At 63.2% G+C, this 25,544-nt stretch carries 25 protein-coding genes; 9 read left to right on the forward strand and 16 right to left on the reverse strand.

The annotated features are described in order from the left end of the window. Positions 1-25 precede the first annotated feature (25 nt). The 3 genes from G5V57_RS09580 to G5V57_RS09590 are packed head-to-tail and all read left to right on the forward strand — an operon-like array spanning position 26 to position 3,331. Positions 26-973: a tyrosine recombinase XerC gene (locus G5V57_RS09580; RefSeq protein ID WP_165167276.1), complete on the forward strand. Its 948-nt coding sequence runs from the start codon at positions 26-28 to the stop codon at positions 971-973. Then, a complete protein-coding gene (locus G5V57_RS09585) occupies positions 973-1,983 on the forward strand; it encodes a TraB/GumN family protein (RefSeq protein ID WP_165167277.1) in 1,011 nt (336 codons plus the stop codon). The genes G5V57_RS09580 and G5V57_RS09585 overlap by 1 nt, the downstream gene beginning before the upstream one ends. A 16-nt stretch (positions 1,984-1,999) precedes the next feature. Then, a complete protein-coding gene (locus G5V57_RS09590; protein ID WP_165167278.1) occupies positions 2,000-3,331 on the forward strand; it encodes an FAD-binding oxidoreductase in 1,332 nt (443 codons plus the stop codon). A 138-nt stretch (positions 3,332-3,469) separates the two neighbouring features. Here G5V57_RS09590 and G5V57_RS09595 read toward each other — a convergent pair whose 3' ends face one another. The 8 genes from G5V57_RS09595 to zapE form a co-directional block, all read right to left on the reverse strand. Continuing rightward, a complete protein-coding gene (locus tag G5V57_RS09595) occupies positions 3,470-3,781 on the reverse strand; it encodes a GIY-YIG nuclease family protein (RefSeq protein WP_165167279.1) in 312 nt (103 codons plus the stop codon). A gap of 170 nt (positions 3,782-3,951) precedes the next feature. Beyond that, a complete protein-coding gene (gene lpdA, locus G5V57_RS09600; protein WP_165167280.1) occupies positions 3,952-5,343 on the reverse strand; it encodes a dihydrolipoyl dehydrogenase in 1,392 nt (463 codons plus the stop codon). Positions 5,344-5,419: 76 nt separating this feature from the next. Then, positions 5,420-6,670 carry a 2-oxoglutarate dehydrogenase complex dihydrolipoyllysine-residue succinyltransferase gene (gene odhB / locus G5V57_RS09605; RefSeq protein WP_165167281.1) on the reverse strand — a complete coding sequence of 417 codons (1,251 nt, stop codon included), beginning with the start codon at positions 6,668-6,670 and terminating at the stop codon, positions 5,420-5,422. Positions 6,671-6,673: 3 nt separating this feature from the next. Then, positions 6,674-9,622: a 2-oxoglutarate dehydrogenase E1 component gene (locus G5V57_RS09610; RefSeq protein WP_165167282.1), complete on the reverse strand. Its 2,949-nt coding sequence runs from the start codon at positions 9,620-9,622 to the stop codon at positions 6,674-6,676. 56 nt (positions 9,623-9,678) lie between these two features. Continuing rightward, complete coding sequence (sucD, locus tag G5V57_RS09615) at positions 9,679-10,557, reverse strand: succinate--CoA ligase subunit alpha (protein WP_165167283.1); 879 nt, start codon at positions 10,555-10,557, stop codon at positions 9,679-9,681. After that, positions 10,557-11,732, reverse strand: coding sequence for an ADP-forming succinate--CoA ligase subunit beta (sucC, locus tag G5V57_RS09620; RefSeq protein ID WP_165167284.1), 1,176 nt, complete (start codon positions 11,730-11,732; stop codon positions 10,557-10,559). The genes sucD and sucC overlap by 1 nt, the downstream gene beginning before the upstream one ends. Before the next feature lie 157 nt (positions 11,733-11,889). Further along, complete coding sequence (gene mdh / locus G5V57_RS09625; protein ID WP_165167285.1) at positions 11,890-12,852, reverse strand: malate dehydrogenase; 963 nt, start codon at positions 12,850-12,852, stop codon at positions 11,890-11,892. Positions 12,853-12,981: 129 nt separating this feature from the next. Then, on the reverse strand, positions 12,982-14,076 hold the full coding sequence (gene zapE, locus G5V57_RS09630) for a cell division protein ZapE (protein WP_165167286.1): 1,095 nt from the start codon (positions 14,074-14,076) through the stop codon (positions 12,982-12,984). 110 nt (positions 14,077-14,186) lie between these two features. On the opposite strand from zapE, the gene folE reads away from it, so the two are divergent. The 5 genes from folE to G5V57_RS09655 all read left to right on the forward strand — a co-directional run bounded on the left by folE (position 14,187) and on the right by G5V57_RS09655 (position 17,930). Beyond that, positions 14,187-14,810 carry a GTP cyclohydrolase I FolE gene (gene folE, locus G5V57_RS09635; protein WP_165167287.1) on the forward strand — a complete coding sequence of 208 codons (624 nt, stop codon included), beginning with the start codon at positions 14,187-14,189 and terminating at the stop codon, positions 14,808-14,810. A 53-nt stretch (positions 14,811-14,863) separates the two neighbouring features. Next, on the forward strand, positions 14,864-15,544 hold the full coding sequence (locus G5V57_RS09640) for an RNA polymerase sigma factor (protein ID WP_165167288.1): 681 nt from the start codon (positions 14,864-14,866) through the stop codon (positions 15,542-15,544). An 89-nt stretch (positions 15,545-15,633) separates the two neighbouring features. Beyond that, positions 15,634-16,158, forward strand: a complete 525-nt coding sequence (locus G5V57_RS09645; protein ID WP_165167289.1) for a DUF4142 domain-containing protein — start codon at positions 15,634-15,636, stop codon at positions 16,156-16,158. Between the two features lie 5 nt (positions 16,159-16,163). Next, the gene (locus G5V57_RS09650) at positions 16,164-16,478 is read left to right on the forward strand and encodes a cupredoxin family copper-binding protein (RefSeq protein ID WP_165167290.1); all 315 of its coding nucleotides are present in this window, start codon (positions 16,164-16,166) and stop codon (positions 16,476-16,478) included. Positions 16,479-16,883: 405 nt separating this feature from the next. Next, a complete protein-coding gene (locus G5V57_RS09655) occupies positions 16,884-17,930 on the forward strand; it encodes a fatty acid desaturase (RefSeq protein ID WP_206530238.1) in 1,047 nt (348 codons plus the stop codon). Positions 17,931-17,936: 6 nt separating this feature from the next. Here the strand turns inward: G5V57_RS09655 and G5V57_RS09660 are convergent, their stop codons facing one another. The 4 genes from G5V57_RS09660 to G5V57_RS09675 all read right to left on the reverse strand — a co-directional run bounded on the left by G5V57_RS09660 (position 17,937) and on the right by G5V57_RS09675 (position 21,513). After that, entirely contained in the window at positions 17,937-18,965 is a 1,029-nt protein-coding gene (locus G5V57_RS09660) for an L-erythro-3,5-diaminohexanoate dehydrogenase (RefSeq protein ID WP_165167291.1), read from the reverse strand. Between the two features lie 244 nt (positions 18,966-19,209). Then, positions 19,210-19,527, reverse strand: coding sequence for a hypothetical protein (locus G5V57_RS09665; protein ID WP_165167292.1), 318 nt, complete (start codon positions 19,525-19,527; stop codon positions 19,210-19,212). Between the two features lie 166 nt (positions 19,528-19,693). Then, positions 19,694-20,011, reverse strand: coding sequence for a hypothetical protein (locus G5V57_RS09670; protein WP_165167293.1), 318 nt, complete (start codon positions 20,009-20,011; stop codon positions 19,694-19,696). Positions 20,012-20,013: 2 nt separating this feature from the next. Beyond that, positions 20,014-21,513: a CoA-acylating methylmalonate-semialdehyde dehydrogenase gene (locus G5V57_RS09675; RefSeq protein WP_165167294.1), complete on the reverse strand. Its 1,500-nt coding sequence runs from the start codon at positions 21,511-21,513 to the stop codon at positions 20,014-20,016. Positions 21,514-21,755: 242 nt separating this feature from the next. Here G5V57_RS09675 and G5V57_RS09680 point away from each other — a divergent pair, with 242 nt between their 5' ends. Then, positions 21,756-22,295: a GNAT family N-acetyltransferase gene (locus G5V57_RS09680; RefSeq protein WP_165167295.1), complete on the forward strand. Its 540-nt coding sequence runs from the start codon at positions 21,756-21,758 to the stop codon at positions 22,293-22,295. A gap of 96 nt (positions 22,296-22,391) precedes the next feature. Here the strand turns inward: G5V57_RS09680 and G5V57_RS09685 are convergent, their stop codons facing one another. The 4 genes from G5V57_RS09685 to G5V57_RS09700 all read right to left on the reverse strand — a co-directional run bounded on the left by G5V57_RS09685 (position 22,392) and on the right by G5V57_RS09700 (position 25,332). Further along, positions 22,392-22,757, reverse strand: a complete 366-nt coding sequence (locus G5V57_RS09685) for a hypothetical protein (protein WP_165167296.1) — start codon at positions 22,755-22,757, stop codon at positions 22,392-22,394. Between the two features lie 80 nt (positions 22,758-22,837). Further along, positions 22,838-23,251, reverse strand: coding sequence for a hypothetical protein (locus G5V57_RS09690; protein WP_165167297.1), 414 nt, complete (start codon positions 23,249-23,251; stop codon positions 22,838-22,840). Between the two features lie 75 nt (positions 23,252-23,326). Beyond that, positions 23,327-24,364 carry a zinc-dependent alcohol dehydrogenase family protein gene (locus tag G5V57_RS09695; protein WP_165167298.1) on the reverse strand — a complete coding sequence of 346 codons (1,038 nt, stop codon included), beginning with the start codon at positions 24,362-24,364 and terminating at the stop codon, positions 23,327-23,329. Positions 24,365-24,837: 473 nt separating this feature from the next. Beyond that, a complete protein-coding gene (locus tag G5V57_RS09700) occupies positions 24,838-25,332 on the reverse strand; it encodes an Lrp/AsnC family transcriptional regulator (protein ID WP_165167299.1) in 495 nt (164 codons plus the stop codon). Positions 25,333-25,544 lie beyond the last annotated feature (212 nt).

Genomic DNA, 25,544 nt, shown 5'->3' on the forward strand with positions numbered 1-25,544 from the left:
ACCATTTCGGCGCTAGTCTGGGACCATGTCCCAGGCGAGCGATCTCGAGCTGTTCCATGCCGCGCCCGACACGGCCAAGACCGTCGCGGCGTGGCTTTCCTATTTCAAGACGGAACGGCGCGCTTCCGCCCACACGCTCGATGCCTATGGCCGCGACATCGGCCAGTTCATGGCCTTTCTCGCCGATCATCTGGGCGGCTCTCCGACGCTCGATGACCTCGCTGGGCTGACGCCATCCGATTTCCGCGCCTTCCTGGCGCGCCGGCGCAACGAAGGCAGCGGCAGCCGCAGCCTCGCCCGCCAGCTTTCCGCGATCCGCACCTATTTCCGGTTCCTCGAGCGGCGCAAGATCCTCACTAACGCCGCCTTGAGCGTGATCAGGGCGCCGAAAATCCCCCATGGCGTGCCGAAACCTCTGACGGCGGTCGCGGCGCGCGATCTCGTCAAGGCCGACACGCTTGCCGGTGAGGAGACGCCGGCCTGGGTCACCGCCCGCGATGCCGCCGTGCTCACCTTGCTCTATGGCTGTGGCTTGCGCATTTCGGAGGCCTTGAGCCTCACGCCGCAGCAGGCGCGCCAGGATCCGCTGACCATTCTCGGCAAGGGCGGCAAGACCCGCATCGTGCCGGTCATTCAGGCGGCGCGCGCGGCGCTTGATCGTTACCTGGCACTCTGCCCGCTGGCGCTCGATCCCAAGGCGCCGTTGTTCCGGGGCGTGAAAGGCGGTCCGCTCAATGCCCGCAACATCCAGCTCCTGATCGCCAGATTGCGCAGCGCGTTGGGCCTGCCCGATACCGCGACGCCGCATGCGCTGCGCCACTCCTTCGCCAGCCATCTCCTGGCCGGCGGCGCCAATTTGCGCACTATCCAGGAATTGCTCGGCCACTCCTCGCTGTCGACCACCCAGGTCTATACGGAGATCAACACCACCCATCTGCTCGAGCAATATGCCAAGGCGCATCCGAGGGCCTGATGCCGAACCGCCTTTTCGCCGCCATCGCCGCTCTTCTCTTCGGCATCGAGATTTCTTCAGCGGCCGAGCCGCCGGCCTGCGCCGGCAAGAGCATCCTGCCGGAGCTTGCAAGCACCGCGCCCGAACTGAGCGCCAGGCTCGCGAGCGCGGAGAAGGACATCCCGAACGGTGAGGCGGTCCTCTGGCGGATCATCGACAAGACCGGCCAGGCCGAACCTTCGCATCTTTTCGGAACGATTCATCTGACCGATCCGCGTGTGCATGCCTTGTCCGAGGAAGCCCGCAACGCCATCGCGAAAGCCCGCGTCGTCGCCTTGGAAGTCAAGGAAGTAGTCGATCCGCGCGCGCATATACGCGCGTATTACCGCAACGCCCGTTTCACGGCGATGCCGCTCGGCCAGGATATGTGGGACCTCATTCCGGACGAAGATGAACGCTTCATTCGCGAAGCACCGCAGATTCCACCGGAGCGGATGATCACGCTGGGTGCCGTCCAGCCCTGGATGGTAGCCTTCACTCTGTCCTACCCGATGTGCGAAGTCGCGCGGCAGAAGGCGGACCTCCCGGTTCTCGACCGGGCGATCGGCCAGCTCGCTTCCGCGCATGGAGTTGCCGTGGTTGGCCTGGAAAAGGTCGAGGAGCAGATGGCGATCCTCGCGGGCGCGCCGCTCGAGCAGCAGGCACGTTTCCTCGTCATGACGGCGCGATACGGGAGTAAGATCGAGGACATGGCGGAAACCTTCGTGCAACTCCATGCCGGCCGCCGGCTGTCGAGCATGCTGCTGTTGTCGATACAGGGCGTGCCGACGGATCAGACGGACGCCGAATTATCGGCCTTCATGAAGAATGAATTGATCGACAAGCGCAACCGGATCATGGCCGAGCGCGCCCTGCCGCTGCTGACCGACGGCAATGCCTTCATCGCCGTGGGCGCGGCGCATCTGCCGGGCGACCAAGGTCTTGTGGAGCTCTTTCGCAAAGCCGGCTACGAAGTGACGCCCGTCAACTGATCGCCTCATCCTCGCCATGCCCGTCACGCCCGATCACGTCTATTCCGACACGGATATCCCCAAGAAGACAACCGTCGCCATCATCGGCGGCGGCATCATCGGCGTCGCGACGGCGCTCGAACTGGCCGAGCGCGGCGTCGACGTAACCCTGCTCGAGAAGGGCGTCATCGCCGGCGAGCAGTCGAGCCGCAATTGGGGCTGGTGCCGGCAGATGGGCCGCGATCCCCGCGAGATCCCGCTGATCCTGACCGCGCTCGAGGCGTGGCGCGGCATGAATGCCAGGATCGGCGCCGAGACCGGCTTCCGGCAATCCGGCATCCTCTATCTCTGCGAGACCGACGCGGAACTGGCGGCGCGTGAGACCTGGTATGAGCGCAACGCGAAGCCCTTCGGCCTCGACACCCGGCTTATCTCGGGCGAAGAGGCGGAGAGCCTGCAGCCCGGCGCCACGCGGCGCTGGAAAGGAGCGCTCTTCACCTCCGCCGACGGCCGCGCCGAGCCTTTCATGGCCGCGCCCGCCATGGCCCGGGGCGCCCGCGCGAAGGGCGCGAAGATTTTCACCCACTGCGCGGTGCGGGGACTTGAAACCTCTGCCGGCAAAGTGTCGGCGGTCGTCACCGAAAAGGGCCGCATCGCCTGTGACACGGTGGTGCTGGCGGGCGGCGCCTGGTCGCGCCGCTTCCTCGGCAATCTCGACATTCCCTTCCCGCAGCTTTCCGTCGTCAATTCGGTGATGCGGTCGGCGCCGATCGAGACGCCGCTCGAGCGCTCCTGCTCGGCCGGCAAATTCGCCATCCGCAAGCGCCTCGACGGCGGCTATACAATCACACACCGGCATCTGTCGGTGGCCGACATCGTGCCTGATTCCGTCCTCCTGTTCCGCGAATTCCTGCCCGCCTTGAAAGTCGACTGGAGCGGCCTGCGTTTGCGCTTCGGCAGGCGCTTCTTCGACGAAGCGCGGCTCAAGCGCCGCTGGGCGCTGGACGAGACATCGCCTTTCGAAGAAGTGCGCGTTCTTGATCCCGAGCCCGTGACATCGATCCTCGACGAGGCATCGGAAAGTCTCAAGGAGTTTTTCCCGGTCTTCCGCGATATCGAGATCGTCCAGCGTTGGGGTGGCGTGATCGATGCGACCCCCGATGCGGTGCCGGTGATGTCGCCGATCGCGCAGCTGCCGGGGCTCTATCTCGCAACCGGCTTCTCCGGCCATGGCTTCGGCTTAGGTCCGGGCGCCGGCAGGCTGATGGCCGATCTCGTCACCGGTGCCACCCCTTGTGTCGATCCCGCGCCCTTCCGCTACACGCGCTATTTCGACGGCACCAAGCCGCAGCCGACCACGGGGTTTTGAGTCCTCCAACGATTTTAATGGATCCCGGCTTCCGCCGGGATGACGGTGGAGGGGTATTCGCGCTCCTTCTCTCAACTCGTCATCCCGGCGAAAGCCGGGATCCACTAAACTCCATCCGCTGACACACTGCGTGCGTATTTACGCGATCCAGGCGCCACAGGTTTCGTCGAAGAGATCGCGCCAGGTTGGATTGAGCTTCTCGATCAGCTCGATCTTCCACTTCCGTTGCCATTCCTTGAGCTGCTTTTCGCGCTTGATGGCCTCCTCCATGGATCCGAGGAACTCGTACCAGACGAGTGTCTTCACGCTATACTGCCTTATGAAGCCGGCAAGCTCACCCTGCTTATGCGCCGCGACACGGCTGCAAAGGTCGCTCGTCACGCCGATATAGAGCGTGCCGTAGCGCTTGCTCGCAAGAATATAGACGGCCGGAACCTTCTCCTCGCGCACCCCCGCAAGATAACGTACTGCTGCGTATATGCAACAAGCCTAATGGATCCCGGCTTTCGCCGGGATGACAGTAGGGGGGTAGACAGGCTCCACTTCTCCCACCTTCCACCCCGGCGACAGCCGGGGGCCCAATAGACTCCACCAATATTGGGTCAGATGCGCGGCAATTGCTACGAATGTATAGCTCGTCCCGCAACCGCCATCGCGGCTTCCTTCACCGCTTCGGCGAGCGTCGGGTGCGCGTGGGTGGTGCGTGCCAGATCTTCCGCCGAGCCGCCGAATTCCATCAGCACCGCAACCTCGTGGATGAGCTCGCCTGCTTGCGCACCCAATATATGGGCGCCGAGCACGCGGTCGGTTTTCGCATCGGCGAGGATCTTCACGAAACCGTCGGTCGTCTGATTGGCCTTGGCGCGGCCATTGGCGAGGAACAGGAACTTGCCGGCCTTGTAGTCGACGCCTTCCGCCTTGAGCTCTTCCTCGGTCTTGCCGATCGCGGCGATCTCCGGCGTCGTATAGACGACGCTCGGAATGACGCCGTAATTCACATGACCCGCCTGGCCGGCGAGCAGCTCCGCCAGAGCGACACCTTCGTCTTCGCCCTTATGCGCCAGCATGGGGCCGCGAATGACGTCGCCGATCGCATAGATGCCGGGCACATTGGTTTCGAAATGATCGCCGACTTCGACACGGCCCTTGGCGTCGCGCTTGACGCCGACCTCATCGAGGCCGAGGCCGTTCGTATAAGGCACGCGGCCGATGGCGAGCAGCACAGTGTCGGCCTCGATCGTCTCCGCCGCGCCGCCGGCGGCCGGCTCGACCGAAAGCTTCACTTTGGATTTCGTCTTTTCGGCCCCTGTCACCTTGCTGGCGAGCTTGAAGGTGAAGCCCTGCTTGGTGAGAAGGCGCTGGAAATTCTTCGCCGTCTCCAGGTCCATGCCGGGCAGGATGCGGTCGAGATATTCGATCACCGTGACCTTGGCGTCGAGTCGCGCCCAGACCGAGCCGAGCTCGAGCCCGATCACCCCGGCGCCGATCACCACGAGCGTCTCCGGCACCTTGTCGAGGACCAGCGCGCCGGTCGAGGAAACGATCTGCTTCTCGTCGACCTCGACGCCTTTCAATCCCGCCACGTCGGAGCCGGTGGCGATGACAATGTTCTTCGTCTCGACGATGTCCTTGCCGTCGACCTGGATCTTGCCGGGCGCCACGATCCTGGCCGTGCCGCGAATGGGCGTGATCTTGTTCTTCTTGAACAGGAAGTCGATGCCCTTGGTATTGCCGTCGATGGCTTCCTGGCGGAAGGCCATCATCTGCTTGAGATCGAGGGTCGGCGAGACGCCGATGCCCATCTTGGCGAAAGAATGCCCGGCCTCGGCGAAGAGCTCGGAGGCATGCAGCAACGCCTTCGACGGAATGCAGCCGACATTGAGACAGGTGCCGCCATGGGTGGCGCGTTTCTCGATCACCGCCACCTTCATGCCGAGCTGAGCCGCGCGGATGGCGCAGACATAGCCGGCAGGACCGGTGCCGATGATGGTGATGTCGAAGGGATCAGCCATTTTATGGTTGCCTTTCTATGTACTGGGTGGCCGGGTCAAGCCCGGCCATGGAGGCGGCCATGACGAGTTCGGGGGATTAGAGATCGAGCAGCGCGCGCTGCGGGTCTTCGAGCCCTTCCTTGACGCGGACGAGGAAGGTCACCGCTTCCTTGCCGTCGACGATGCGATGATCATAGGAGAGCGCCAGATACATCATCGGCCGCACCACCACCTGGCCGCCCACCGCCACCGGGCGCTCCTGGATCTTGTGCATGCCGAGAATGCCCGATTGCGGCGCGTTGAGGATCGGCGTCGACATCAAGGAGCCATAGACGCCGCCATTGGAGATGGTGAAGGTGCCGCCCTGCATCTCGGCGATCTGCAGCTGCCCGTCGCGCGCCCGCTTGCCGTAATCATTGATCGTCTTCTCGATGCCGGCGAAGGAAAGCCGGTCGGCATCGCGCACCACCGGCACGACGAGGCCCTTGTCGGTGCCGACCGCCACGCCGATGTGATAGTAGTTCTTGTAGACGATGTCGTCACCGTCGATCTCGGCATTGACCGCCGGGATCTCCTTCAGCGCCTGGATGATCGCCTTCACGAAGAAGCTCATGAAGCCGAGCTTGACGCCGTGCTTCTTCTCGAACACTTCCTTGTAGTGGTTGCGCAGCGCCATCACGTGGCTCATATCCACCTCGTTGAAGGTGGTGAGCATCGCGGCGGTGTTCTGCGCATCCTTGAGGCGGCGCGCGATGGTGAGGCGAAGCCTCGACATGCGCACACGCTCCTCGCGCTCGGCATCGGCCTGCGGCGAGGGCGCACGCGGCGCAGCCGGCGCGGGTGCGGCGGGCGGCACATAGACCTGAGGCGCAGGAGCGGCGGGCTTGCCCACCTGCTCCAGCACATCGCCCTTGGTCAGGCGGCCGTCCTTGCCGGTGCCGGCAATGGCAGTGGGATCAAGCTTGTTCTCTTCGACGATCTTGCGCACCGCCGGCGAAAGCGGCCTGGCTTCCGCCGCCTGAGCGGGGGCAGCCGGCGCCTGCGGCGCGGGCTCGGGCGCTTTCGCGGGCTTGGCTTCGGCCGCCTTCGGCGCCGCGGCGGCCGCAACAGCACCTTCCTCGATGGCGCCGAGAAGGGCGCCGACATTCACGGTCTGGCCGGGCTGCGCCGCGATCGTGGCGAGCACGCCCGCCGCGGGTGCCGGCACTTCCACCGTCACCTTGTCGGTTTCGAGCTCGACCAGCGGCTCATCCACCTTCACCGCTTCGCCTTGCGCCTTGAACCATTTGCCGATCGTCGCCTCGGTGACCGATTCACCGAGCTGCGGCACGCGGATTTCCTTTGCCATCGTCTATTTTTCCCCTAGCGCGTCTTCGAGAAACGCCTTCAGTTCTCTTTGATGTTTGCTCATCAGGCCCGTCGCGGTGGCGGCCGACGCGGGCCTGCCGGTGTAGCGCGGGCGCCGGTGCTGGGCGCCGAGATAGTCGAGCGCCCGTTCGATGCCGGGCTGCACGAAGGTCCAGGCGCCCATATTCTGCGGCTCTTCCTGGCACCACACCATCTCCGCCTGCTTGAAACGTCCAAGCTCCTGGATCAGGGCCTTGTGCGGCCACGGATAGAGCTGCTCGACGCGCAGCAGATAGATGTCCTTCAGGCCACGCTTCTCGCGCTCCTCGAAGAGGTCGTAATAGACCTTGCCCGAGCACATCACCACGCGGCGGATCTGCTCGTCGGCGACGAGCGCGCCCGTATATTGCGCATCATCCCAAAGCAGCCGGTGGAAGCTGCTCTCAGGCCCCATCTCGGCGAGCGTCGAAACCACGCGCTTGTGGCGCAAAAGCGATTTCGGCGTCATCAGGATGAGCGGCTTGCGGATGTCGCGCTTGAGCTGGCGCCTGAGGATATGGAAGTAGTTGGCGGGCGTCGTGCAGTTCGCCACCTGCATATTGTCCTCGGCGCACATCTGCAGATAGCGCTCGAGCCTGGCGGAGGAATGTTCCGGTCCCTGGCCCTCATAGCCGTGCGGCAGGAGGCAGACGAGGCCCGACATGCGCAGCCATTTGCGCTCGCCCGACGACAGGAACTGATCGAACACCACCTGCGCGCCGTTGGCGAAATCACCGAACTGCGCTTCCCACAGAACCAGCGTGTTGGGCTCGGCCAGCGAATAGCCGTATTCGAAACCGAGCACAGCCTCTTCCGACAGCATCGAGTTGATGACGTTGATCCTGACCGCTTGCTGCTTCACCAGGTGATTGAGCGGCGTGTAGCGCTTCTCCGTGTCCTGGTCGACCAGCACGGCGTGGCGCTGCGAGAAGGTGCCGCGCTGCACGTCCTGGCCCGACAATCTGACCGGGAAACCTTCCTGAAGCAGCGTGCCGAAGGCGAGCTGTTCGCCCATCGCCCAGTCGATGCCCTGGCCTTCCTCGATCGTCTTGCGCCTCGCATCGAGCACGCGCTGCAAGGTGCGGTGCAGCTTGAAGCTCTTCGGCACCTTGTTGAGCTTGAGGCCGATCTCCTTGAGCTTGGTCAGGTCATAGCCCGTCTGGCCACGACGCGGGTCCTCATGGTCCTTGGCATAGCTCAGATGCGACCAGCGTCCGTCGAGCCAGTCGGCCTTGTTGGCCTTGTAGGATTCCGATGCCGCGAAATCATCATCGAGATGCTTGCGGTATTCGGCCTTCATCGCATCGAGCTGTTCCTGCGTCAGCACGCCCGCATCGATGAGGCGCTTGCCGTAGAGAGCAACGGCCGTCTGATGCGCCGCGACTCGCTTGTACATCAAGGGCTGGGTGAAGGACGGCTCGTCCGATTCGTTGTGTCCGAATCGGCGATAGCAGAACATGTCGATGACCACCGGCTTCTTGAACTTCTGGCGGAATTCGATGGCGATCTTCGCCGCGAACACCACCGCTTCCGGATCATCGCCATTCACGTGGAAAATCGGCGCCTCGATCATCTTGGCGACGTCGGACGGATAGGGCGAGGAACGCGCCCAGAGCGGGCTCGTGGTGAAGCCGATCTGGTTGTTGACGATGAAATGGATTGAGCCGCCCGAGCGGTGGCCCCTGAGGCCCGAAAGCCCGAAGCACTCGGCCACCACGCCCTGGCCGGCAAAGGCCGCATCGCCATGGATGAGGAGCGGCAGCACGCTGGTACGCTCCTTGTCGCCGCGCTGGTCCTGCTTGGCGCGCGCCTTGCCGAGCACCACCGGATCGACGATCTCGAGATGCGAGGGATTGGCGGTGAGCGAGAGATGCACCTGGTTGCCGTCGAATTCGCGATCGGACGACGAGCCGAGATGGTATTTGACGTCGCCCGAGCCTTCCACCTCGTCGGGCGTCGAGGAGCCGCCCTTGAATTCGTGGAAGATCGCCGAGAACGGCTTCGACATCAGATTGGCGAGCACGTTGAGGCGGCCTCTATGCGCCATGCCGAGCACGATCTCCTGCATGCCGAGCTGGCCGCCGCGCTTGACGATCTGCTCGAGCGCCGGAATCATCGATTCGCCGCCATCGAGGCCGAAGCGCTTGGTGCCGGTATATTTCACATTGAGGAAATGCTCGAAGCCTTCCGCCGCGATGAGCTTGCCCAATATGGCGATCTTGCCTTCGGGTGTGAAGGAGATCTCCTTGTCGGGGCCCTCGATGCGCTCCTGGATCCACGCCTTCTGGTCGGGATCGGAGATGTGCATGAACTCGACGCCGAGCGTGTTGCAATAGGTGCGCTGCAGGATGTCGACCATCTGGCGGATGGTCGCCTGCTCGAGACCCAGAACCTTGTCGATGAAGATCGGCCGGTCGAGATCGGCCTCGGTGAAGCCATAGGATTTGGGATCGAGCTCGGGCTGCGGTGTCGGCTCGCGCAGTCTGAGCGGATCGAGATCGGCGGCGAGATGACCGCGCATGCGATAGGCGCGGATCATCATGAGCGCCCGCACCGAGTCCATCGTCGCCTTGCGCACTTCCTCGATCGAGAGCGCCTGACCCTTTTCCTTCGCCTTGGCGGCGATCTTGGCACCGACCTGCGCTTCCGCCGCCGGCCAGTTGCCGTCGAGCGCCGAGATCAGCTCGCCATTCTGCGGCTGCGGCCAGTCGGGCCGCGCCCAGGACGGGCCTTTCAACTGCTTCCTCACCGCGTCCTTGTCATCGGCCAGTGTGGCGAAGAACTGCCGCCATGCCGGATCGACCGAAGCCGGGTCGGTGAGAAACTTGTCGTAAAGCTGCTCGATGAACTGGGCGTTGCCGCCATAAAGGAAGGATGTTTGCTCGAAAGCAGTCGTGAGATCTGTCTTGTTCATTTCCACCAAGAACCGGGAACCCTGTCCGGCCCTCCTCATGTTCAACATAGAACGCGTCACTTGCCTTTCAAGACATGCTTTAATGTCTTTCCGAGGGCGGCCGGGGAATCCGATATCGCTATCCCTGCGCGCTTCATGGCCTCGATCTTCGTTTCGGCCTTGCCTTTGCCGCCGGAGATGATGGCGCCGGCATGGCCCATGCGCCGTCCGGGCGGCGCCGTGCGTCCGGCGATGAAGCCGGCCATCGGCTTCTTCACCTTCGATTTGCGGATGAATTCCGCGGCGTCCTCTTCGGCCGAGCCGCCGATCTCGCCAATCATGATGATGGATTCGGTCTTGGGATCGGCGAGGAACATCTCGAGCACATCGATGAATTCTGTGCCTTTCACCGGATCGCCGCCGATGCCCACCGCGGTGGTCTGGCCCAAGCCTTCCTGCGTCGTCTGGAACACCGCTTCATATGTGAGGGTGCCCGAGCGCGAGACGATGCCGACCGAGCCCTTCTGGAAGATGTTGCCCGGCATGATGCCGATCTTGCATTCGCCTGGCGTCAGGATGCCCGGGCAATTGGGCCCGATGAGGCGCGACTTCGATCCGGTGAGCGCGCGTTTGACCTTGACCATGTCCATCACCGGGATGCCTTCGGTGATGCAGACGATGAGCGGGATCTCCGCCTCGATCGCCTCCGAGATGGCGTCCGCCGCGAAAGCCGGCGGCACATAGATGACAGTGGCGTCCGCCCCCGTCGCATCGCGCGCTTCCACTACCGTGTCATAGACGGGGAGACCGACATGCGTAATGCCGCCTTTGCCCGGCGTGACGCCGGCCACCATCATCGTGCCGTAGGCGATGGCCTGCTCGGTATGGAACGTGCCGTTATTGCCGGTGATGCCCTGGCAGATGACCTTGGTGTTCTTGTCGATCAGGATGGACATTAATGGGCTTCCTTGACGGCCTTGACGATCTTCTGCGCCGCGTCGTCGAGATCATCGGCGGGGATGACATTGAGCTTCGAGTCGCGCAGGATCTGCTTGCCGAGCTCGACATTGGTGCCTTCGAGACGGACGACGAGAGGCACTTTGAGGCCCACTTCCTTCACCGCCGCGACCACGCCTTCGGCGATGATGTCGCATTTCATGATGCCGCCGAAGATGTTGACCAGGATGCCCTTCACCTTCGGATCAGCGGTGATGATCTTGAACGCCGCCGCGACTTTCTCTTTCGAGGCGCCGCCACCGACATCGAGGAAGTTGGCCGGCTCCGAGCCATAGAGCTTGATGATGTCCATCGTCGCCATGGCGAGACCGGCGCCATTCACCATGCAGCCGATCGTGCCGTCCAGCGCGATATAGGAAAGATCGAATTTCGAGGCCTCGATCTCCTTGGGATCCTCTTCGCTGACGTCGCGCAGTTCCTTGATGTCGGGATGACGGTCGAGCGCGTTGCTGTCGAAATTGATCTTGGCGTCGAGGCAGAGAATGTCGCCCGCCTTGGTCACGATCAGCGGATTGATCTCGAGCAGGCTCATATCCTTCTCGACAAAGGCGCGATAAAGATCGGTGACGAGCTTGGCGAGCTGCTTCTGTTGCGGGCCGCCCAAGGGTAGCTTCAGCGCCTTGGCGATGGCGCGCACATGATGCGGGCAGATATTGGTGGCGGGATCGATCGAGACATTGACGATCTTCTCGGGCGTGTCATGGGCGACCTTTTCGATGTCCATGCCGCCTTCGGTCGAGACGACGAAAGCGAGCCTGGATGTCTCGCGGTCGACGAGGAGCGCCAGATAGAATTCCTTCTCGATGCCTGAGCCCTCTTCGATATAGAGGCGCTGCACCACCTTGCCCTGCGGGCCTGTCTGATGGGTGACGAGGGTCGAGCCAAGCAGCCGCTTGGCCTCGCTCTTTACCTCGTCGATCGACTTCACCACCTTGACGCCGCCGGCCTTGCCACGCCCGCCGGCATGGATCTGCGCCTTGACGACCCAGACCGGGCCGCCCAGCGTCTCGCCGGCTTTCGCCGCTTCGTCCACCGTGAAGGCCGGGAGGCCCTTGGCCACCGGCACGCCATAGGCCTTCAAAACCTGCTTGGCCTGGTATTCGTGAATGTTCATGGCATCTTCCTCACGTCGTCATCCCGGCGAAAGCCGGGATCCCCATAATAGATAAAGAGCGGGCGGCGGTTGCCGCGCTTCACCGGTTCATTGGATCCCGGCTTTCGCCGGGAATGACGGGTTGTCGTTCCAATGAAGCTTCCGCATGTGGCTCACATCAGGCGAGATCAGGGGCGATCTTCTTCGCCGCATCCATCAGGCCCTTCACCGCGTCGACCGACTTCTTGAAGGCGGTCTTCTCATCCGGATCGAGCTTGATCTCGACGATGCGCTCGACGCCGTTCGCACCGATCACCACCGGCACGCCGACATAGAGATTGTCGATGCCATACTGGCCGGTGAGCTGGGCGGCGCAGGGCAGCACGCGCTTCTTGTCCTTGAGATAGGATTCGGCCATCGCGATCGCCGAGGTGGCGGGCGCGTAATAGGCGGAGCCGGTCTTGAGCAGGCCGACGATCTCGGCACCGCCGTCGCGGGTGCGCTGCACGATCTGGTCGATGCGCTGCTGCGTCGTCCATTTCATCTGGACGAGATCCGGCACCGGGATGCCGGCGACGGTCGAATAGCGCGTCAGCGGCACCATCGTATCGCCATGGCCGCCGAGCACGAAGGCGGTGACGTCCTCGACCGACACATTGAACTCCTCGGCGAGGAAATGACGGAAGCGGGACGAATCGAGGACGCCCGCCATGCCGATCACCTTATTGGCGGGCAGACCCGAATATTTCTGCAGCGCCCATACCATGACGTCGAGCGGGTTGGTGATGCAGATGACGAAGGCCTTGGGCGCGTATTTGGCGATGCCGGCGCCGACCTGGGCCATGACCTTGAGATTGATCTCGAGCAGATCGTCGCGGCTCATGCCGGGCTTGCGCGGCACGCCAGCGGTGACGATGACGACATCCGCCCCCTCGATGGCTTCATATTTGTTGGTGCCGGTGAGCTTGGCATCGAAGCCTTCGACCGGTCCCGATTGCGCGATGTCGAGCGATTTGCCCTGCGGCAGGCCTTCCGCGATGTCGAACACCGTGATGTCGCCCAGCTCCCGCAAGGAGGCCAGATGTGCGAGAGTCCCACCGATCATGCCACCGCCGATCAGCGCAATTTTGTTTCTTGCCATTTAGTATTTTCCCTGTGACGTGCAGGTCAACGCGTTATGCGCGCCTTTTTGCAGTGCGAAAGCGACGGAACCTGTACTCCCCTAGGCTGGGAGGTTCAAGAAATCATTGAAAAATTCTTGACCAAAACGTCAAGTTTCGACGATTTTTGCGCCCCACCAGGACGCCGACTGCATTTCCTGCAGACGTGAGACCGTGCGCAGGAATTCCTGGGCGTGGTGACCTTCGCTGTAGAGCGCCTCAGGCTGTGCGGCGGCCGAGGCGACCAGCCTCACATGCGCGTCATAGAGCGTGTCGATCAACAGGATGAAGCGCTTCGAGGGATTGCGATGCCGCTGCGTCAGCTGGGGAATATGCTCGATGAACAAGGTGCGGAAATTCTGCGCCAACGCCAGATAGTCGGGGGGCCCGAGCGGGGCCTCGCAGAGATCGGCAAAGCTGAAGCGCGCCGCGCCATGGGCCGCCTGCGGCACGATAAGCTTGCGGCCGAGCACGTCGAGCGTCGAAGCCTCGCCCTTCTCCGTGTCGGTGAGCTTTTCCCAAAGATCCTGGAGCTTGCGGTCCGCCTCAGGCCCCAAAGGATGGATAAAGGTCTCGCGACCCTTCACGCGGCCGAGGCGGTAATCGGTCGGGCTGTCGAGCGTCACCACCTCGAGCTTCTCTTCCAAAAGCTTGATGAAGGGCAGGAAAAGCTGGCGGTTGAGCCCGTCCTTGTAGAGATCGGCGGGCTTGAGATTGGAGGTCGTCACGATGACGCTGCCGCGCTCGAACAGGATGCCGAACAGCCGGCCGACGATCATCGCATCGGCGATATCGACGATCTGCATTTCATCGAGGCAAAGGAGGCGCGCCTCCGCCGCCACCGCATAGGCGACTGTGACAAGCGGATCCTTGGCGCCGCGACGCGCCTCATGCAGGCGCGCATGGATATCCTGCATGAAGGCGTGGAAATGCACCCGTCGCTTCGGCGCGATCTCCGCATCGGCTACGAACAGGTCCATCAGCATCGTCTTGCCGCGCCCGACGTCGCCCTGGATATAGAGGCCTTGCGGCGGCGGGCCGTTCCTGGGCTTGATCAGCCTCGAGAAAAAGCCGGCAGGCCTGGGGGAATAGTCCTTGAGCTCATCCGCCAGGCGGCCGAGCCGGCGCGCGACGTCAGCCTGCGCCTCGTCCGGCTTGAGCGTCCCGCTTTCGATCTTTTCCAGATAATCCGCCCAGAACCCCATGCCGCCTTATGGCGTGGCGCACTTGCGAGCGCAACAGCGGCCCGGGCGAAGGACGGAAACCAAACCGGCTCGCCGGCATCCAATCAATCGGGCCACGATGGGAGAAGCCGATGGATATGCCGGGGAATGTAGCGGGTCAGCGCAAAGAAGGAATATCCGCCCAAGAGCGCCCGACTCGCGCCGAGGCCGAGGCGGCCGTCCGCACGCTCATCCGCTGGGCGGGTGACAATCCGGCACGGCCGGGCTTGAGCGAGACGCCGCAGCGGGTCGTCCGCGCCTATGAAGAGTGGTTCGGCGGTTACGAAGCGGATCCGGCCGCCTTGCTGGAGCGCACTTTCGAGGAAACGGGGGGCTATGACCAGATGGTCGAGCTACACGATATTCCGTTCCATTCGGTCTGCGAGCATCATATGGCCGCGATCACCGGCAAGGCGCATGTCGCCTATTTGCCGCACCACCGCGTGGTCGGCATTTCAAAGCTCGCCCGCCTCGTTGAAGCCTGCGCCCGCCGCCTGCAAATACAGGAGCGCCTGACCGGCGACATCGCATCAGCCATCGATCGCGCCCTCCGTCCGGCCGGGGTGGCGGTGATTCTGGTGGCCGAGCATGCCTGCATGACGACGAGAGGGGTGCGCGCCCACGGGACGCGCATGGTGACGAGGTGCATGCGCGGCGCATTTCAAGACGATGCCGGGCTGCGTGGCGAATTCCTGGCCTCGCTCGGCATGCGATGAGATTTCCGGGAACCTTTTCCCTCGAACTTCGTCCAATGCTAAGGAGATTGATCATGTTGCAGCTTCATCGCGACGTTGCCGCGCCGGATGACCTCGATCTCGCCCGCAGGGCGCAGGCCGGCGACGCCGAGGCCTTCCGTGCCATCCTCCGCCGGCATAATCAGAAGCTCTACCGCCTCGCGCGCAGCATCGTCCGCAACGACAGCGAGGCCGAAGACATTGTCCAGGAGACTTATGTCACGGCTTTCGCGCATCTGGGGACCTTCCGGGGCGAGGCAAGCCTGGCGACCTGGCTGTCCCGCATCGCGATCAACGAGGCTTTGGGCCGCCTGCGCAAGAGACGGCGCCAGACGGCCCTGATCTCGGATGAACCGGCGGGCGACGCCCATATCATTCCCTTCCCGCTCAATGCCGGCAGCGACGATCCGGAACGAACCATGGCACAGAGACAGATCCTGGCGCTGGTCGAACAGGCGACCGACGCGCTTCCCGATGTCTATCGCACCGTCTTCGTCGCCCGCGTGATCGAGGGCTTGAGCCTCGAGGAGACGGCCGATCTCTTGCGCATCAAGCCGCAGACGGTGAAGACCAGGCTGCATCGCGCCCGCGCGCTGGTGCGCCGCCGCCTGGACGAACAGATCGGTCCCTTGATGCTCGATGCCTTTCCCTTTGCCGGCCGGCGCTGCGAGCGGCTGACCGCGGCAGTGATGAAGCGTCTCGGCTTCGGCGACTAAGATCTCGGGAACGTTTCCCACTTCTCCGCATCCAATCTTTGTCACTTGCAACGGACCCGGCGCTGAGCGTCGGGCGAAGGAGAACTCCCATGCGTTTGAGATCACTAGCGGCACTCGCCGCTCTCGGCCTGTTCAGCTCGCTGTCCTTGACCTACGCGGCCGACAAGCCGACCGATCCGCAGATCGCCCATATCGCCTACACCGCCGGCGTCATCGACATCGAGGCGGCCAAACAGGCCATCGCCAAATCCAAGAACAAGGAAGTGGTCGCCTTTGCCGAAACCATGGTGCGCGATCACGAGGCGGTCAACCAGCAGGCGCTGGCGCTTGTGAAGAAGCTCAATGTGACGCCGGAGGACAATGCGACGAGCCAGGCGTTGTCAAAGGCGGCGACGAAGGAGCGCGGCAAGCTGGACGGTCTCAAGGGTGCCGCTTTCGACAAGGCCTACGTCAACAATGAGGTGGCTTACCACAAAGAGGTGAACAACGCGCTCGCAACCCTGCTCATTCCTTCGGCGGAGAATGCTGAACTGAAGGCCTTGCTCGAAACCGGCCTGAAGTTGTTCCAGGGCCACCAGCAGCATGCCGAGCATGTCGCGGCCGAGTTGAAGTAGAGACGATGAGACATCGTCTCCTGATAACCATCGTGCCGGCGCTGATGCTGGGCGCCGGCATGACGCACGCCGCGACCATCGAGATCACGATCGACAAGATGGCCTTCTCGCCTGCCGCGATCGAGGCGAAAGTCGGCGACACGATCGAATGGATCAACAAGGATGCTTTCGTCCATACCGCGACGGTGAAGGGCGGCTGGGAGGTGATGCTGCCGGTGAAGAAATCGGGCAGCATCGTCGTCGATAAGGCCGGCACGTTCGATTATTATTGCCGCCTGCATCCCAATATGAAGGGCCGCATCACGGTGGCGGCCCCTTGAATCGAGATAACTTCCGGTCCGAACGGCCTAGCGCGGGATGCGAAAAAGTGGGCACCGGTCTTTCGCGAGAATCCCGCGCTAACATATAAGAATCGATCACGTTTATGAGTTTGGATCGATTCGATCCAAACTCAACGTGATCTAATGTGATCGGAATCCTGAGTTTTGCGCGTGATCGGGCGGGAAACCGGTAGACCCGATAACGCACTAATCACACCCAATATTGAATGGACGCCGGGCGTTGGAATGTCTAATGGGCATCTCCAGGCGATTGCGATATCGCCCCATTGGCTTCAATATCGGGAAGCAACTCCCACCGATGGAAACAGTAAGCGGCGCGGTGCAAGGTTCCCATCCCGGATGGAAGAACTGCTTCACGCCTTCCAGCCGGTCAGGAGCCTTCTCATGCTTGAACAATCCCCAATTGCCGGAGCCGCGCCCGATTCACGCCGGCTGATGAAGGGTCTGGCTCGCTATCGCGCGCCCAGCAGCATGCGCAGTCTGTTCGAGCTGGCGACCACGATAGTGCCGTTCCTGCTCATCTGGGTGCTGATATGGGCTGCCGTGGATGCGGGCTACTGGATCGGCTTGCTTCTGGCCGTGCCGGCGGCCGGTTTCCTCGTTCGTCTCTTCCTGATCCAGCATGATTGCGGTCATGGCTCATTCTTCTCCCATCGGCTCACCAACGACTGGGTCGGGCGCGTGCTCGGCGTACTCACCTTGACCCCCTATGATTACTGGCGGCACTCCCATGCCTTGCATCACGCGACATCGGGCAATCTCGATCATCGCGGCATCGGCGACATCGACACGCTGACCGTGGACGAGTTTCGGGCGCGGACACCGTGGCGCCAACGCCTCTATCGCCTCTATCGGCACCCGATCGTGATGTTCGGCATCGGACCGGCCTATCTGTTCGTGCTGCGCCACCGGCTCCCGATGGGTCTGATGCGCAAAGGCTGGCGGCCCTGGGTGAGCGCCATGGCGACAAACGCCGCGATCGCCCTATTGGCCTGGGCGGCGATCTGGCTGGTCGGCCTTGTACCATTCCTGCTGGTGCATCTGCCGATTACGCTTCTCGCGGCGGCAATCGGCGTCTGGCTATTCTATGTCCAGCACCAGTTCGAGGAGACGCTGTGGGACCACGACGGCGACTGGAAATTCCACGAGGCGGCGCTGCGGGGCAGCTCGCATTACGACTTGCCGCCCATCCTGCGCTGGTTCACCGCCAATATCGGCGTGCATCATGTGCATCATCTGTCGAGCCGGATTCCCTATTACCGCCTGCCGGAAGTCCTGCGCGACCATCCCGAACTTCGCGATGTCGGCCGCCTGACCCTGCTTGACAGTTTGCGCTCGGTGCGACTGGTGCTGTGGGACGAGAAGAAGCGGCGCTTGGTCTCCTTCCGGGAAGCACTGCAGACTGCCCCGGCGAATACACAACCGGCCTGAGGCATATCAGGCAAATTTTCGCTCCAGGCACGTTCTCAGTGCCGGGCTGCGGCGGACCACGTCAAAGCCGAAGTCGATGCACCCTTCGGCAAATCCGTTACCGATGATCATGTCGATATCCTTGCCCGCACCTTCGGCACTGAGTGCCGCGACCTGGAACGATGTTGCCATGCCGAAGAAGAAGATGCGGCCGCGCTGGCGTGTCGAGAGAATGGTCGCGACTTCCGTGCCGCCGACATTGGTGACATTCACGGCGAAATCGAAGAGACGGCCGTCGCTCGCCGCCTGCGCCAGGCGATAGGTTTCGATGGGGTTGGTCAGATCGGCGACGATCACTTCGTCGACGACGCCGAGCGACGCCATCTCGGCGAGCGACTTCTCGTCCACATCGAAGCTCACGATGCGACCCTCGGGGCCGACCGCCGCGCGCGCCGCGACCGCCGAGACGAGCCCGGCCTTGCCGGCGCCCATGATGGCGACTGACTGGCCGCGTTCGAGGGAGCGATGCACGGTGGTGGGGGCGCCGCAGACATCGATGATGCCGACGGCGAGACGGACGGGAAAGTCTTCGGGTATCAGGCCAATGGTGGCGCTCTCGAACAAAACGGCCTTGCCGCTTGCCCGCACCTGCGTCGTCGCGATATCGACATGCTCGATGCGGTCGAGGGTCAGGGGCATCAGCGACAGCGATACGCTGGGACACACCAGCTGGCCCGCCTTCAGATACCGCGCCGGATGATCGGGTCCGATCTCTAGCGCCCGGCCGACCACGACGCCGCCCGAACCGGTGACGGGATTGTGCATCTTGCCGCGTGTCCGGACGATCTCGAGAATCCGCTGCGCCACTTTTTCGGCGCTGCCTCCCGCCTCGCTCGCCAGCTGGCGCATGCTTGAGGAATCGAGATTGAGAAACTCGACCTCCAGCAGGACCTCGTTGGACCAGATATCCGGCGATGCGTCGATCTCCCGGGCCGGTTGCGGCATGACGCCATTGGCCCGGTGTGATCCGAATTCGCAGCCTTTGATCGAACGCATCGAAGTGCCCCGCTTATTTTAGGTTGCCGGCGGCGAACACACCCGGCCGCGGATCGCTGAAGCCGATGCGCCTATAATGCGTCCACGGATGATGAAGGTTCGCCGATATGCAATGGCTGCTTCAATTGCCAGCGCGCGGTGGAAATGGCAACCAGACTCTATTGGGCGGGCGATTTGTTCAGCTCAGCTGGCGGGCCCATGGCCGTCAGGCGGTAGCCGTCAAAGGTTCCGTCACATCCGCCGGTCAGATACCACTGCCCTGCGCGAGGCTCGGCGAGGGATCCCAGGAGTGGCCGGCGGCGATGATGCAGCTCTTGCCGTTTTCCAGCGTCACCAGCATCGTCCAGGTGCCGGCTTCGGACACATAGAGCTCCGCCACGCCGCTGCTGGCGATAAGGCCAACCGCCTGGCGCGTTTCGTTGTATTTCGATTTCAGGCCCTCGACGATCGGGGCGCGCTCGCCGCACATGGCGAATTGCGCGCGCGCGACGACGGGAGCGAGGAGATATAGACCGGCCGCAAGGGTGATGAACGCGGTGCGCCGGAGGGTTCTCGGCAACATGCAAGCCTCCATCTCGGTCCGAGACGCCGTTTGGCCGGAGGTCTTGCGCCACACTATCGGTCAGGCGGAGCCCCGGAGCATCAAACGACGCTCCGCGCTAGACTTTCCAGACTCCCACCGAATGGTTACCGAAAGATGAAGATCGCGTTCCAGTCGTAAACGCAGGTCACACCTTCCGCCGACGGCTGAGCCGGCGCGCATTGGCGCGCATCCGTCGCTCTCCCGGGCGCGTCGCCGCCTTGACCATCCGGCTTGCGGCCGTGCTGGCCGAGACGGATTGTCCGCTGGCGAGCTTCATCCAGGTGGCAAGCGCCGAGAGGGCGGCGGCGTTGAGACCTTCCGCCACCGCCATTTGCTTCTCGGCGATCATGCGGACCGCCTCGGCCCGCCTTTCGGGTGTCGGCGAGAATGCCATCGCCCACAGCATCGGCAGCCTGAAGCTCAGGACCTGGGCGGCGGCGATGGCGTTTTCGATCTCTCTCATGATCAGCGCATCGTCGGAATGGAGAACTGCGCGCCCTCCTTGATGCCGGATGGCCAGCGCGAGGTCACCGTCTTCGTGCGCGTATAGAAGCGCACCGCGTCGGGCCCATGCTGGTTGAGATCGCCGAAGGCCGAGCGCTTCCAGCCGCCGAAGGTGTGATAGGCGAGCGGCACCGGGATCGGCACATTGATGCCGATCATGCCGACCTGGACGCGCGCGGCAAAATCGCGCGCCGCATCGCCGTCGCGCGTGTAGATGGCGACGCCATTGCCATATTCATGGTCGTTGGCAAGCGCCAAGCCCTCTTCATAGGTCTTGGCGCGCACCACCGAGAGCACGGGACCGAAGATCTCTTCCTTGTAGATGCGCATGTCCTTGGTGACATTGTCGAACAGCGAGCCGCCGAGGAAGAAGCCGTTCTCATAGCCCTGCATCTTGAATCCGCGGCCGTCGACCTTGAGGCTCGCCCCTTCCTTGACGCCGAGATCGATATAGGACTTCACCTTGTCGAGATGCGCCTTGGTGACGAGCGGGCCGTAATCGGCCTCGCGGTCGGTGGAGAGCCCGACTTTGAGCTTCTCGACGCGCGGTATGAGCTTCTCGACCAGCGCATTGGCGGTCGCCTCGCCCACCGGCACGGCGACCGAGATCGCCATGCAGCGCTCGCCCGCCGAGCCGTAGCCGGCGCCGATCAGCGCATCGACCGCCTTGTCCATGTCGGCATCGGGCATCACGATCATGTGGTTCTTGGCGCCGCCGAAGCACTGCACGCGCTTGCCGTGCGATGTGCCGCGCGAATAGACATATTCGGCGATCGGCGTCGAGCCGACGAAGCCGACGGCGCCGATATCGGGATCATCGAGCACCGCATCGACGGCTTCCTTGTCGCCATTGACGACATTGAGGATGCCCGGCGGCAGGCCAGCTTCGACGAAGAGCTCGGCAAGACGCATCGGGCAGGACGGGTCGCGCTCCGACGGCTTGAGGATGAAGGCGTTGCCGCAGGCGATGGCGGGTGCCGCCTTCCATAAGGGGATCATCGCCGGGAAATTGAACGGCGTGATGCCGGCGGCGACGCCGATCGGCTGGCGCATCGAATACATGTCGATGCCGGGACCGGCGCTGTCGCTGAAGTCGCCTTTGAGGAGATGCGGGATGCCGGTGCAGAATTCCGCCACTTCGAGGCCGCGCTGCAGGTCACCCAGAGCGTCGGGTATGGTTTTGCCATGCTCCATCGAGATCAGCATCGCCAGCTCCTCGCGATGCGCATTGGCGAGCTCGAGGAACTTCATCATCACACGCGCCCGCACTTGCGGGTTCTTCGCCGCCCAGGCCGGCTGCGCCGCCTTGGCATTGAGCACCGCCTCATGCACTTCGGCGGCTGAGGCGAGCGCGACCTTGGCCTGCAGCTCGCCGGTATTAGGGTTGAAAATATCGCCGAAGCGGCCCGACTTGCCGTCGACCCGTTTGCCGCCGATGAAATGTCCGATTGTCTTGGTCATGAGCTCCTCCGGATGGCGCCCGCGGCGCCCAACTGGCGTAACCTAATTCCCTGATGGCTCTATAGACGCCTTGCACCCTGAATTCATGCGCCAAATTGCCCTGTGCGAGAGCCCTGCATTGCCGGAATTTATATCATGCACTGCACAAAAAATCTCCTTGAATTTGATGCGATGCAGCATAACTGTAATATAAGGGATGGACAGTCCAGGTCGGGATCACCTCGTGAGACCGGACCGATATTATGCACAAGACCCTACGCAAACTGTGGATTGGCGATCTGGCGGCGCTGCGCGCCCATCTGAAACGCCTCGACCCCGAAGCCAGACGGCTGCGCTTCGGCGCCGTCACCACCGACGACTTCATCGACGCCTATGTCGACACCGCCTTCCGGCTCGATGCCACCATTTTCGGGGTCGTCATCGACGGCGAGATCCGCGCCTCCGCCGAATTGCGCGGCATCTTCGGCGGACCTTCGCCCGACGCGGAAGCGGCCTTCGCGGTCGAGGCCGGCTGGCAGGATCAGGGCCTCGGCAGTGAGCTCATGGATCGCATCCTCACCGCCGCGCAGAATCGCGGCGTGGCACGGCTGCACATGATCTGCCTCACCGAGAATGCCCGCATGCGCCATATCGCCGGCAAGTTCGGCGCGCGGCTGACCTTCGCCGAGGGTGAGGTGGCGGGCGAGATGACACCGCCCGGCCCGACGCCCATGTCGCTGCTCGACGAGTTCGTCCATGACGCGCAGGGCTTCGTCACCGCGGTGTTCGACTGGCGGCGCTGATGATCGCGCAAGCATACTGGCAACCGGTCCGCGCGGGCTTTCCCGAACAGGAACGCACAAGGCTGCGCTGGACCGGCACTGTCAATCCGCCGGTTCTTATCCTTGCTTGTCGGGAATACCGATGCCCGGCACCCATGCATAACCTTCATGATCGAGAATGACGCATTCGCGCAGCCCATGCGGCTTGTCGATCGATCCCGCCAGTACGGTGAAACCCTGGGCCCGGGCGCGCTCTTCCGCCACATCGGGTGAACAGCCATAGAGCCGGAGCTCGACGCCGGCACCACGGCCTTCGAGGCCATCGACCACGCCGCGCAGCGCATTGCCGCGATAGGTACGGTCGTGATGCAGCATCCACACGCTTTCGCCGAAACGGATGGCGGCGAAATCCTGATCGGCATGGAGAATGGTGGCGCCGAGGACTTCCCTGGCGAAACGCACGCCTTCGCCGACATCACGCATCAGAAGATTGACGCCAAGTCCCGGCCGGAAAGACCGGCCAGCTCGGGCGCCGGCATGAAGCCGTTATCATCTTCCATGAGTCACCCGCGTTTGAGGATGAGCTCCTGGGGGTGCTCTTCGTCAAACAATAAAGTGCAGGGCCCGATCTCGTCGGGGCTTTTGACGCCGGCGCGGCGCATAGCGAGAAGGAACAGCACCGCCGCGTCGCTCACCACATCGGTGAGGTCGGCGGAATCGATATTGGCGTCGAGCACGGAAGCGAGACGCGTACCGGCGAGCCGGCTCATATCGGCAAGCACGCTCGTCGGCAGATGCACCGCCGTTTCCCAGCCCTCCGCCAGATCGCCCTGGGCAATCTCGGCCAGGAGCCGGTCGTCGATCATCAAGGGCAGGTTGCCGCGCGCCCTTATCGCCCGCACTTCGTGATCGGGACTGTCCTTGGCCGGACAGGTCAAGGTGAAAGCGGGGACTTCGGGCACTGCGGTCGTCGGCATGGCGCGGCACTTTCCTGGATGTCGGTCCAGTCTGCGCCCACGACCTTTACAAGCCGTTAACCATACCGGGCCGCTTTATGGCACGATGATGCTGATGCCGGTGCCGGTGAACTTGTCCATCGCCATCAGCGCCGCCGGCGCCTCATCGAGGCGGAGCGTCTGGCCGATGAGCTTCTGCGGCCTGAGCTTGCCCGCGAGGATCATCGCCATCATTGCCGGATAGCGATGCGCCTGCATGCCGTGGCTGCCCCTGATCTCGATCTCATGCGCGATGACCTTGTCCATCGGGATGGCAGGACGCGCGTGATCGGCGAGCATCAGGCCGACCTGCAGATGCCGGCCGCGCCGGCGCAGACAGGCGATCGAGTTGAAGCAGGTGACGGGCGATCCGAGCGCATCCATCGAGACATGGGCGCCGCCTTGCGTCAGGTCGCGGATCGCCGCCGGCACGTCCTCCGTCTTCGCCGCGTCGATGCCGACCTTGGCGCCGCAGTCGATCGCCAGAGCGAGTTTCCGGGGCGAGAGATCGACGGCGATGACATTGGCGCCCATGGCAGAGGCGATCATGATGGCCGAGAGGCCGACGCCGCCGGCGCCATGCACCGCCACCCATTCACCTGGCCCGACGCGGCCCTGATCGACGATGGCGCGAAACGAGGTGACGAACCGGCAGCCAAGGCTCGCGGCGGTGGCGAAATCGAGCTCTTCGGGAAGCCTGACCAGATTGGTGTCGGCATAATCGACGGCGACGTAATCGGCGAAGGAGCCCCAGGCGGTGAAGCCCGGCTGGAACTGCCTTTCGCAAACCTGCTGGTTGCCGCTGGTGCATTCGGGGCACGCCCCGCAGCCGCCGACAAAGGGGACCGTCACCCGCTCGCCCGGACGCCAGCGCCGCACGTCAGGGCCGACCGCGACGATCACGCCGGCAAGCTCGTGGCCCGGCACATGCGGCAGCACGATATCGGGATCATGCCCCATCCAGCCATGCCAGTCGCTGCGGCAGAGACCGGTCGCCTCCACCTTGACGACCACGCCGTGTGGGCCAGGCGTCGGATCGGCGAGTTTTGCGACGACGGGCGGTTGCCCGAAGGTTTCGTAATAGACGGCTTTCATGAAGGACTCACGCTCACGGCTTGCAAAGCGACGACGATAGAAGCGGCCCGGCCCGCGCGCAACGCCCGATACCGCACCAGCAACCTGTCATCCCGACGAAAGCCGGCCCTTTACCTCGCCCCGCTTTAGCGGGGAGAGGGAGGGGCCCATTGCGTAGCAATGGGAGGGTGAGGGGCCTTTACGAGATTGAGTTCGACCTCAGACAACTGAACTCTCTCACGACAAGCATGCCCTCATTGCGTCGGTGGCCGTGCCCCTCACCCTTCCCGCCGCTGCGCGTCGGGCCCCTTCCCTCTCCCCGCTGCGCTTCGCTTGCAGGGCGAGGGTAAAGCGGCAGGCCATCATCAGATGTGTGAATCCGATAGGGGCTCTCGCCGGGAAGACGCTGTTTTGTACGAAGCCTTGGCGCGGGATGCGAAAAGTGGGCAGCGGTTTTTCGCAAGAATCCCGGGCTAAGGAGGTGCCAGCGTGCTTCAGGTCGTCGACACCAGATCGTCGAGCACCACGCCGCGGAAAGGCTTCACCGCCTTCAGCACGATATAGGAGCTCAGATTTCCCACTTTCGGGCCGAGCTTGAGGAGTTCGTCGGACAGCATCTGATAGGAGCCGATATCGGGACAGATGAAGCGCACCAGATAGTCGATGGTGCCTGAGACCTTCGTGCACTCGACGACATAGCGCATGTCGGCGACCATCCTCTCGAAATCGTTGAAATCCTCGAGCCCGTGGCTGTTCAGGGTGACGGCGGCGATGACATCGACATGCCGGCAGACTTTATTGAGGTCGATCTGCGCCTGGTACATGGCGATGATGCCCGCCCGCTCCAACCTCTTGACGCGCTGCAGGCACGGGCTCGGCGACAGGCCCACGGCATCGGCCAGTTCCTGGTTGGTGATGCGGGCATCGGTCTGGAGCTTGGCCAGTATCTTGAGGTCGAGCTGATCGAGCCTCACATTGTCTTTCATCATCCACCCTCCCCGCCCTACCATTTGACACCGAAGGGCGGATGCTGTCGAGTAGGACAGCAGAAACCGCTTTGCCGGGGAGACGTGCCGATAGCTTCGCTTGTCCCCGGCATCAACTACGGCAGCACATTTTGGCCGTTTCACTGTAAAAGCGCCGTCAAAGAAAGCGCGTCTTCGCGCCTCGAAGAAATCGAAGAATAAGCCCGGCCGCGCAC

Origin of the sequence: Nordella sp. HKS 07 (genome assembly GCF_011046735.1) — a bacterium.
GTDB lineage: Bacteria > Pseudomonadota > Alphaproteobacteria > Rhizobiales > Aestuariivirgaceae > Taklimakanibacter.

Coding starts and splice junctions, on each gene's coding strand:
- sucD (WP_165167283.1), bottom strand. CDS start 10,557: ATGTCCATCCTGATCGACAAGAACACCAAGGTCATCTGCCAGGGCATC.
- G5V57_RS09660 (WP_165167291.1), bottom strand. CDS start 18,965: ATGCGTTCGATCAAAGGCTGCGAATTCGGATCACACCGGGCCAATGGC.
- G5V57_RS09580 (WP_165167276.1), top strand. CDS start 26: ATGTCCCAGGCGAGCGATCTCGAGCTGTTCCATGCCGCGCCCGACACG.
- odhB (WP_165167281.1), bottom strand. CDS start 6,670: ATGGCAAAGGAAATCCGCGTGCCGCAGCTCGGTGAATCGGTCACCGAG.
- G5V57_RS09670 (WP_165167293.1), bottom strand. CDS start 20,011: ATGAGAGAGATCGAAAACGCCATCGCCGCCGCCCAGGTCCTGAGCTTC.
- G5V57_RS09590 (WP_165167278.1), top strand. CDS start 2,000: ATGCCCGTCACGCCCGATCACGTCTATTCCGACACGGATATCCCCAAG.
- G5V57_RS09645 (WP_165167289.1), top strand. CDS start 15,634: ATGCGTTTGAGATCACTAGCGGCACTCGCCGCTCTCGGCCTGTTCAGC.
- mdh (WP_165167285.1), bottom strand. CDS start 12,852: ATGGCAAGAAACAAAATTGCGCTGATCGGCGGTGGCATGATCGGTGGG.
- G5V57_RS09685 (WP_165167296.1), bottom strand. CDS start 22,757: ATGCGTGATGTCGGCGAAGGCGTGCGTTTCGCCAGGGAAGTCCTCGGC.
- G5V57_RS09640 (WP_165167288.1), top strand. CDS start 14,864: ATGTTGCAGCTTCATCGCGACGTTGCCGCGCCGGATGACCTCGATCTC.
- G5V57_RS09610 (WP_165167282.1), bottom strand. CDS start 9,622: ATGAACAAGACAGATCTCACGACTGCTTTCGAGCAAACATCCTTCCTT.
- G5V57_RS09700 (WP_165167299.1), bottom strand. CDS start 25,332: ATGATGAAAGACAATGTGAGGCTCGATCAGCTCGACCTCAAGATACTG.
- G5V57_RS09675 (WP_165167294.1), bottom strand. CDS start 21,513: ATGACCAAGACAATCGGACATTTCATCGGCGGCAAACGGGTCGACGGC.
- lpdA (WP_165167280.1), bottom strand. CDS start 5,343: ATGGCTGATCCCTTCGACATCACCATCATCGGCACCGGTCCTGCCGGC.
- G5V57_RS09690 (WP_165167297.1), bottom strand. CDS start 23,251: ATGCCGACGACCGCAGTGCCCGAAGTCCCCGCTTTCACCTTGACCTGT.
- G5V57_RS09695 (WP_165167298.1), bottom strand. CDS start 24,364: ATGAAAGCCGTCTATTACGAAACCTTCGGGCAACCGCCCGTCGTCGCA.
- G5V57_RS09665 (WP_165167292.1), bottom strand. CDS start 19,527: ATGTTGCCGAGAACCCTCCGGCGCACCGCGTTCATCACCCTTGCGGCC.
- folE (WP_165167287.1), top strand. CDS start 14,187: ATGGATATGCCGGGGAATGTAGCGGGTCAGCGCAAAGAAGGAATATCC.
- G5V57_RS09680 (WP_165167295.1), top strand. CDS start 21,756: ATGCACAAGACCCTACGCAAACTGTGGATTGGCGATCTGGCGGCGCTG.
- zapE (WP_165167286.1), bottom strand. CDS start 14,076: ATGGGGTTCTGGGCGGATTATCTGGAAAAGATCGAAAGCGGGACGCTC.
- G5V57_RS09650 (WP_165167290.1), top strand. CDS start 16,164: ATGAGACATCGTCTCCTGATAACCATCGTGCCGGCGCTGATGCTGGGC.
- sucC (WP_165167284.1), bottom strand. CDS start 11,732: ATGAACATTCACGAATACCAGGCCAAGCAGGTTTTGAAGGCCTATGGC.
- G5V57_RS09655 (WP_206530238.1), top strand. CDS start 16,884: ATGCTTGAACAATCCCCAATTGCCGGAGCCGCGCCCGATTCACGCCGG.
- G5V57_RS09585 (WP_165167277.1), top strand. CDS start 973: ATGCCGAACCGCCTTTTCGCCGCCATCGCCGCTCTTCTCTTCGGCATC.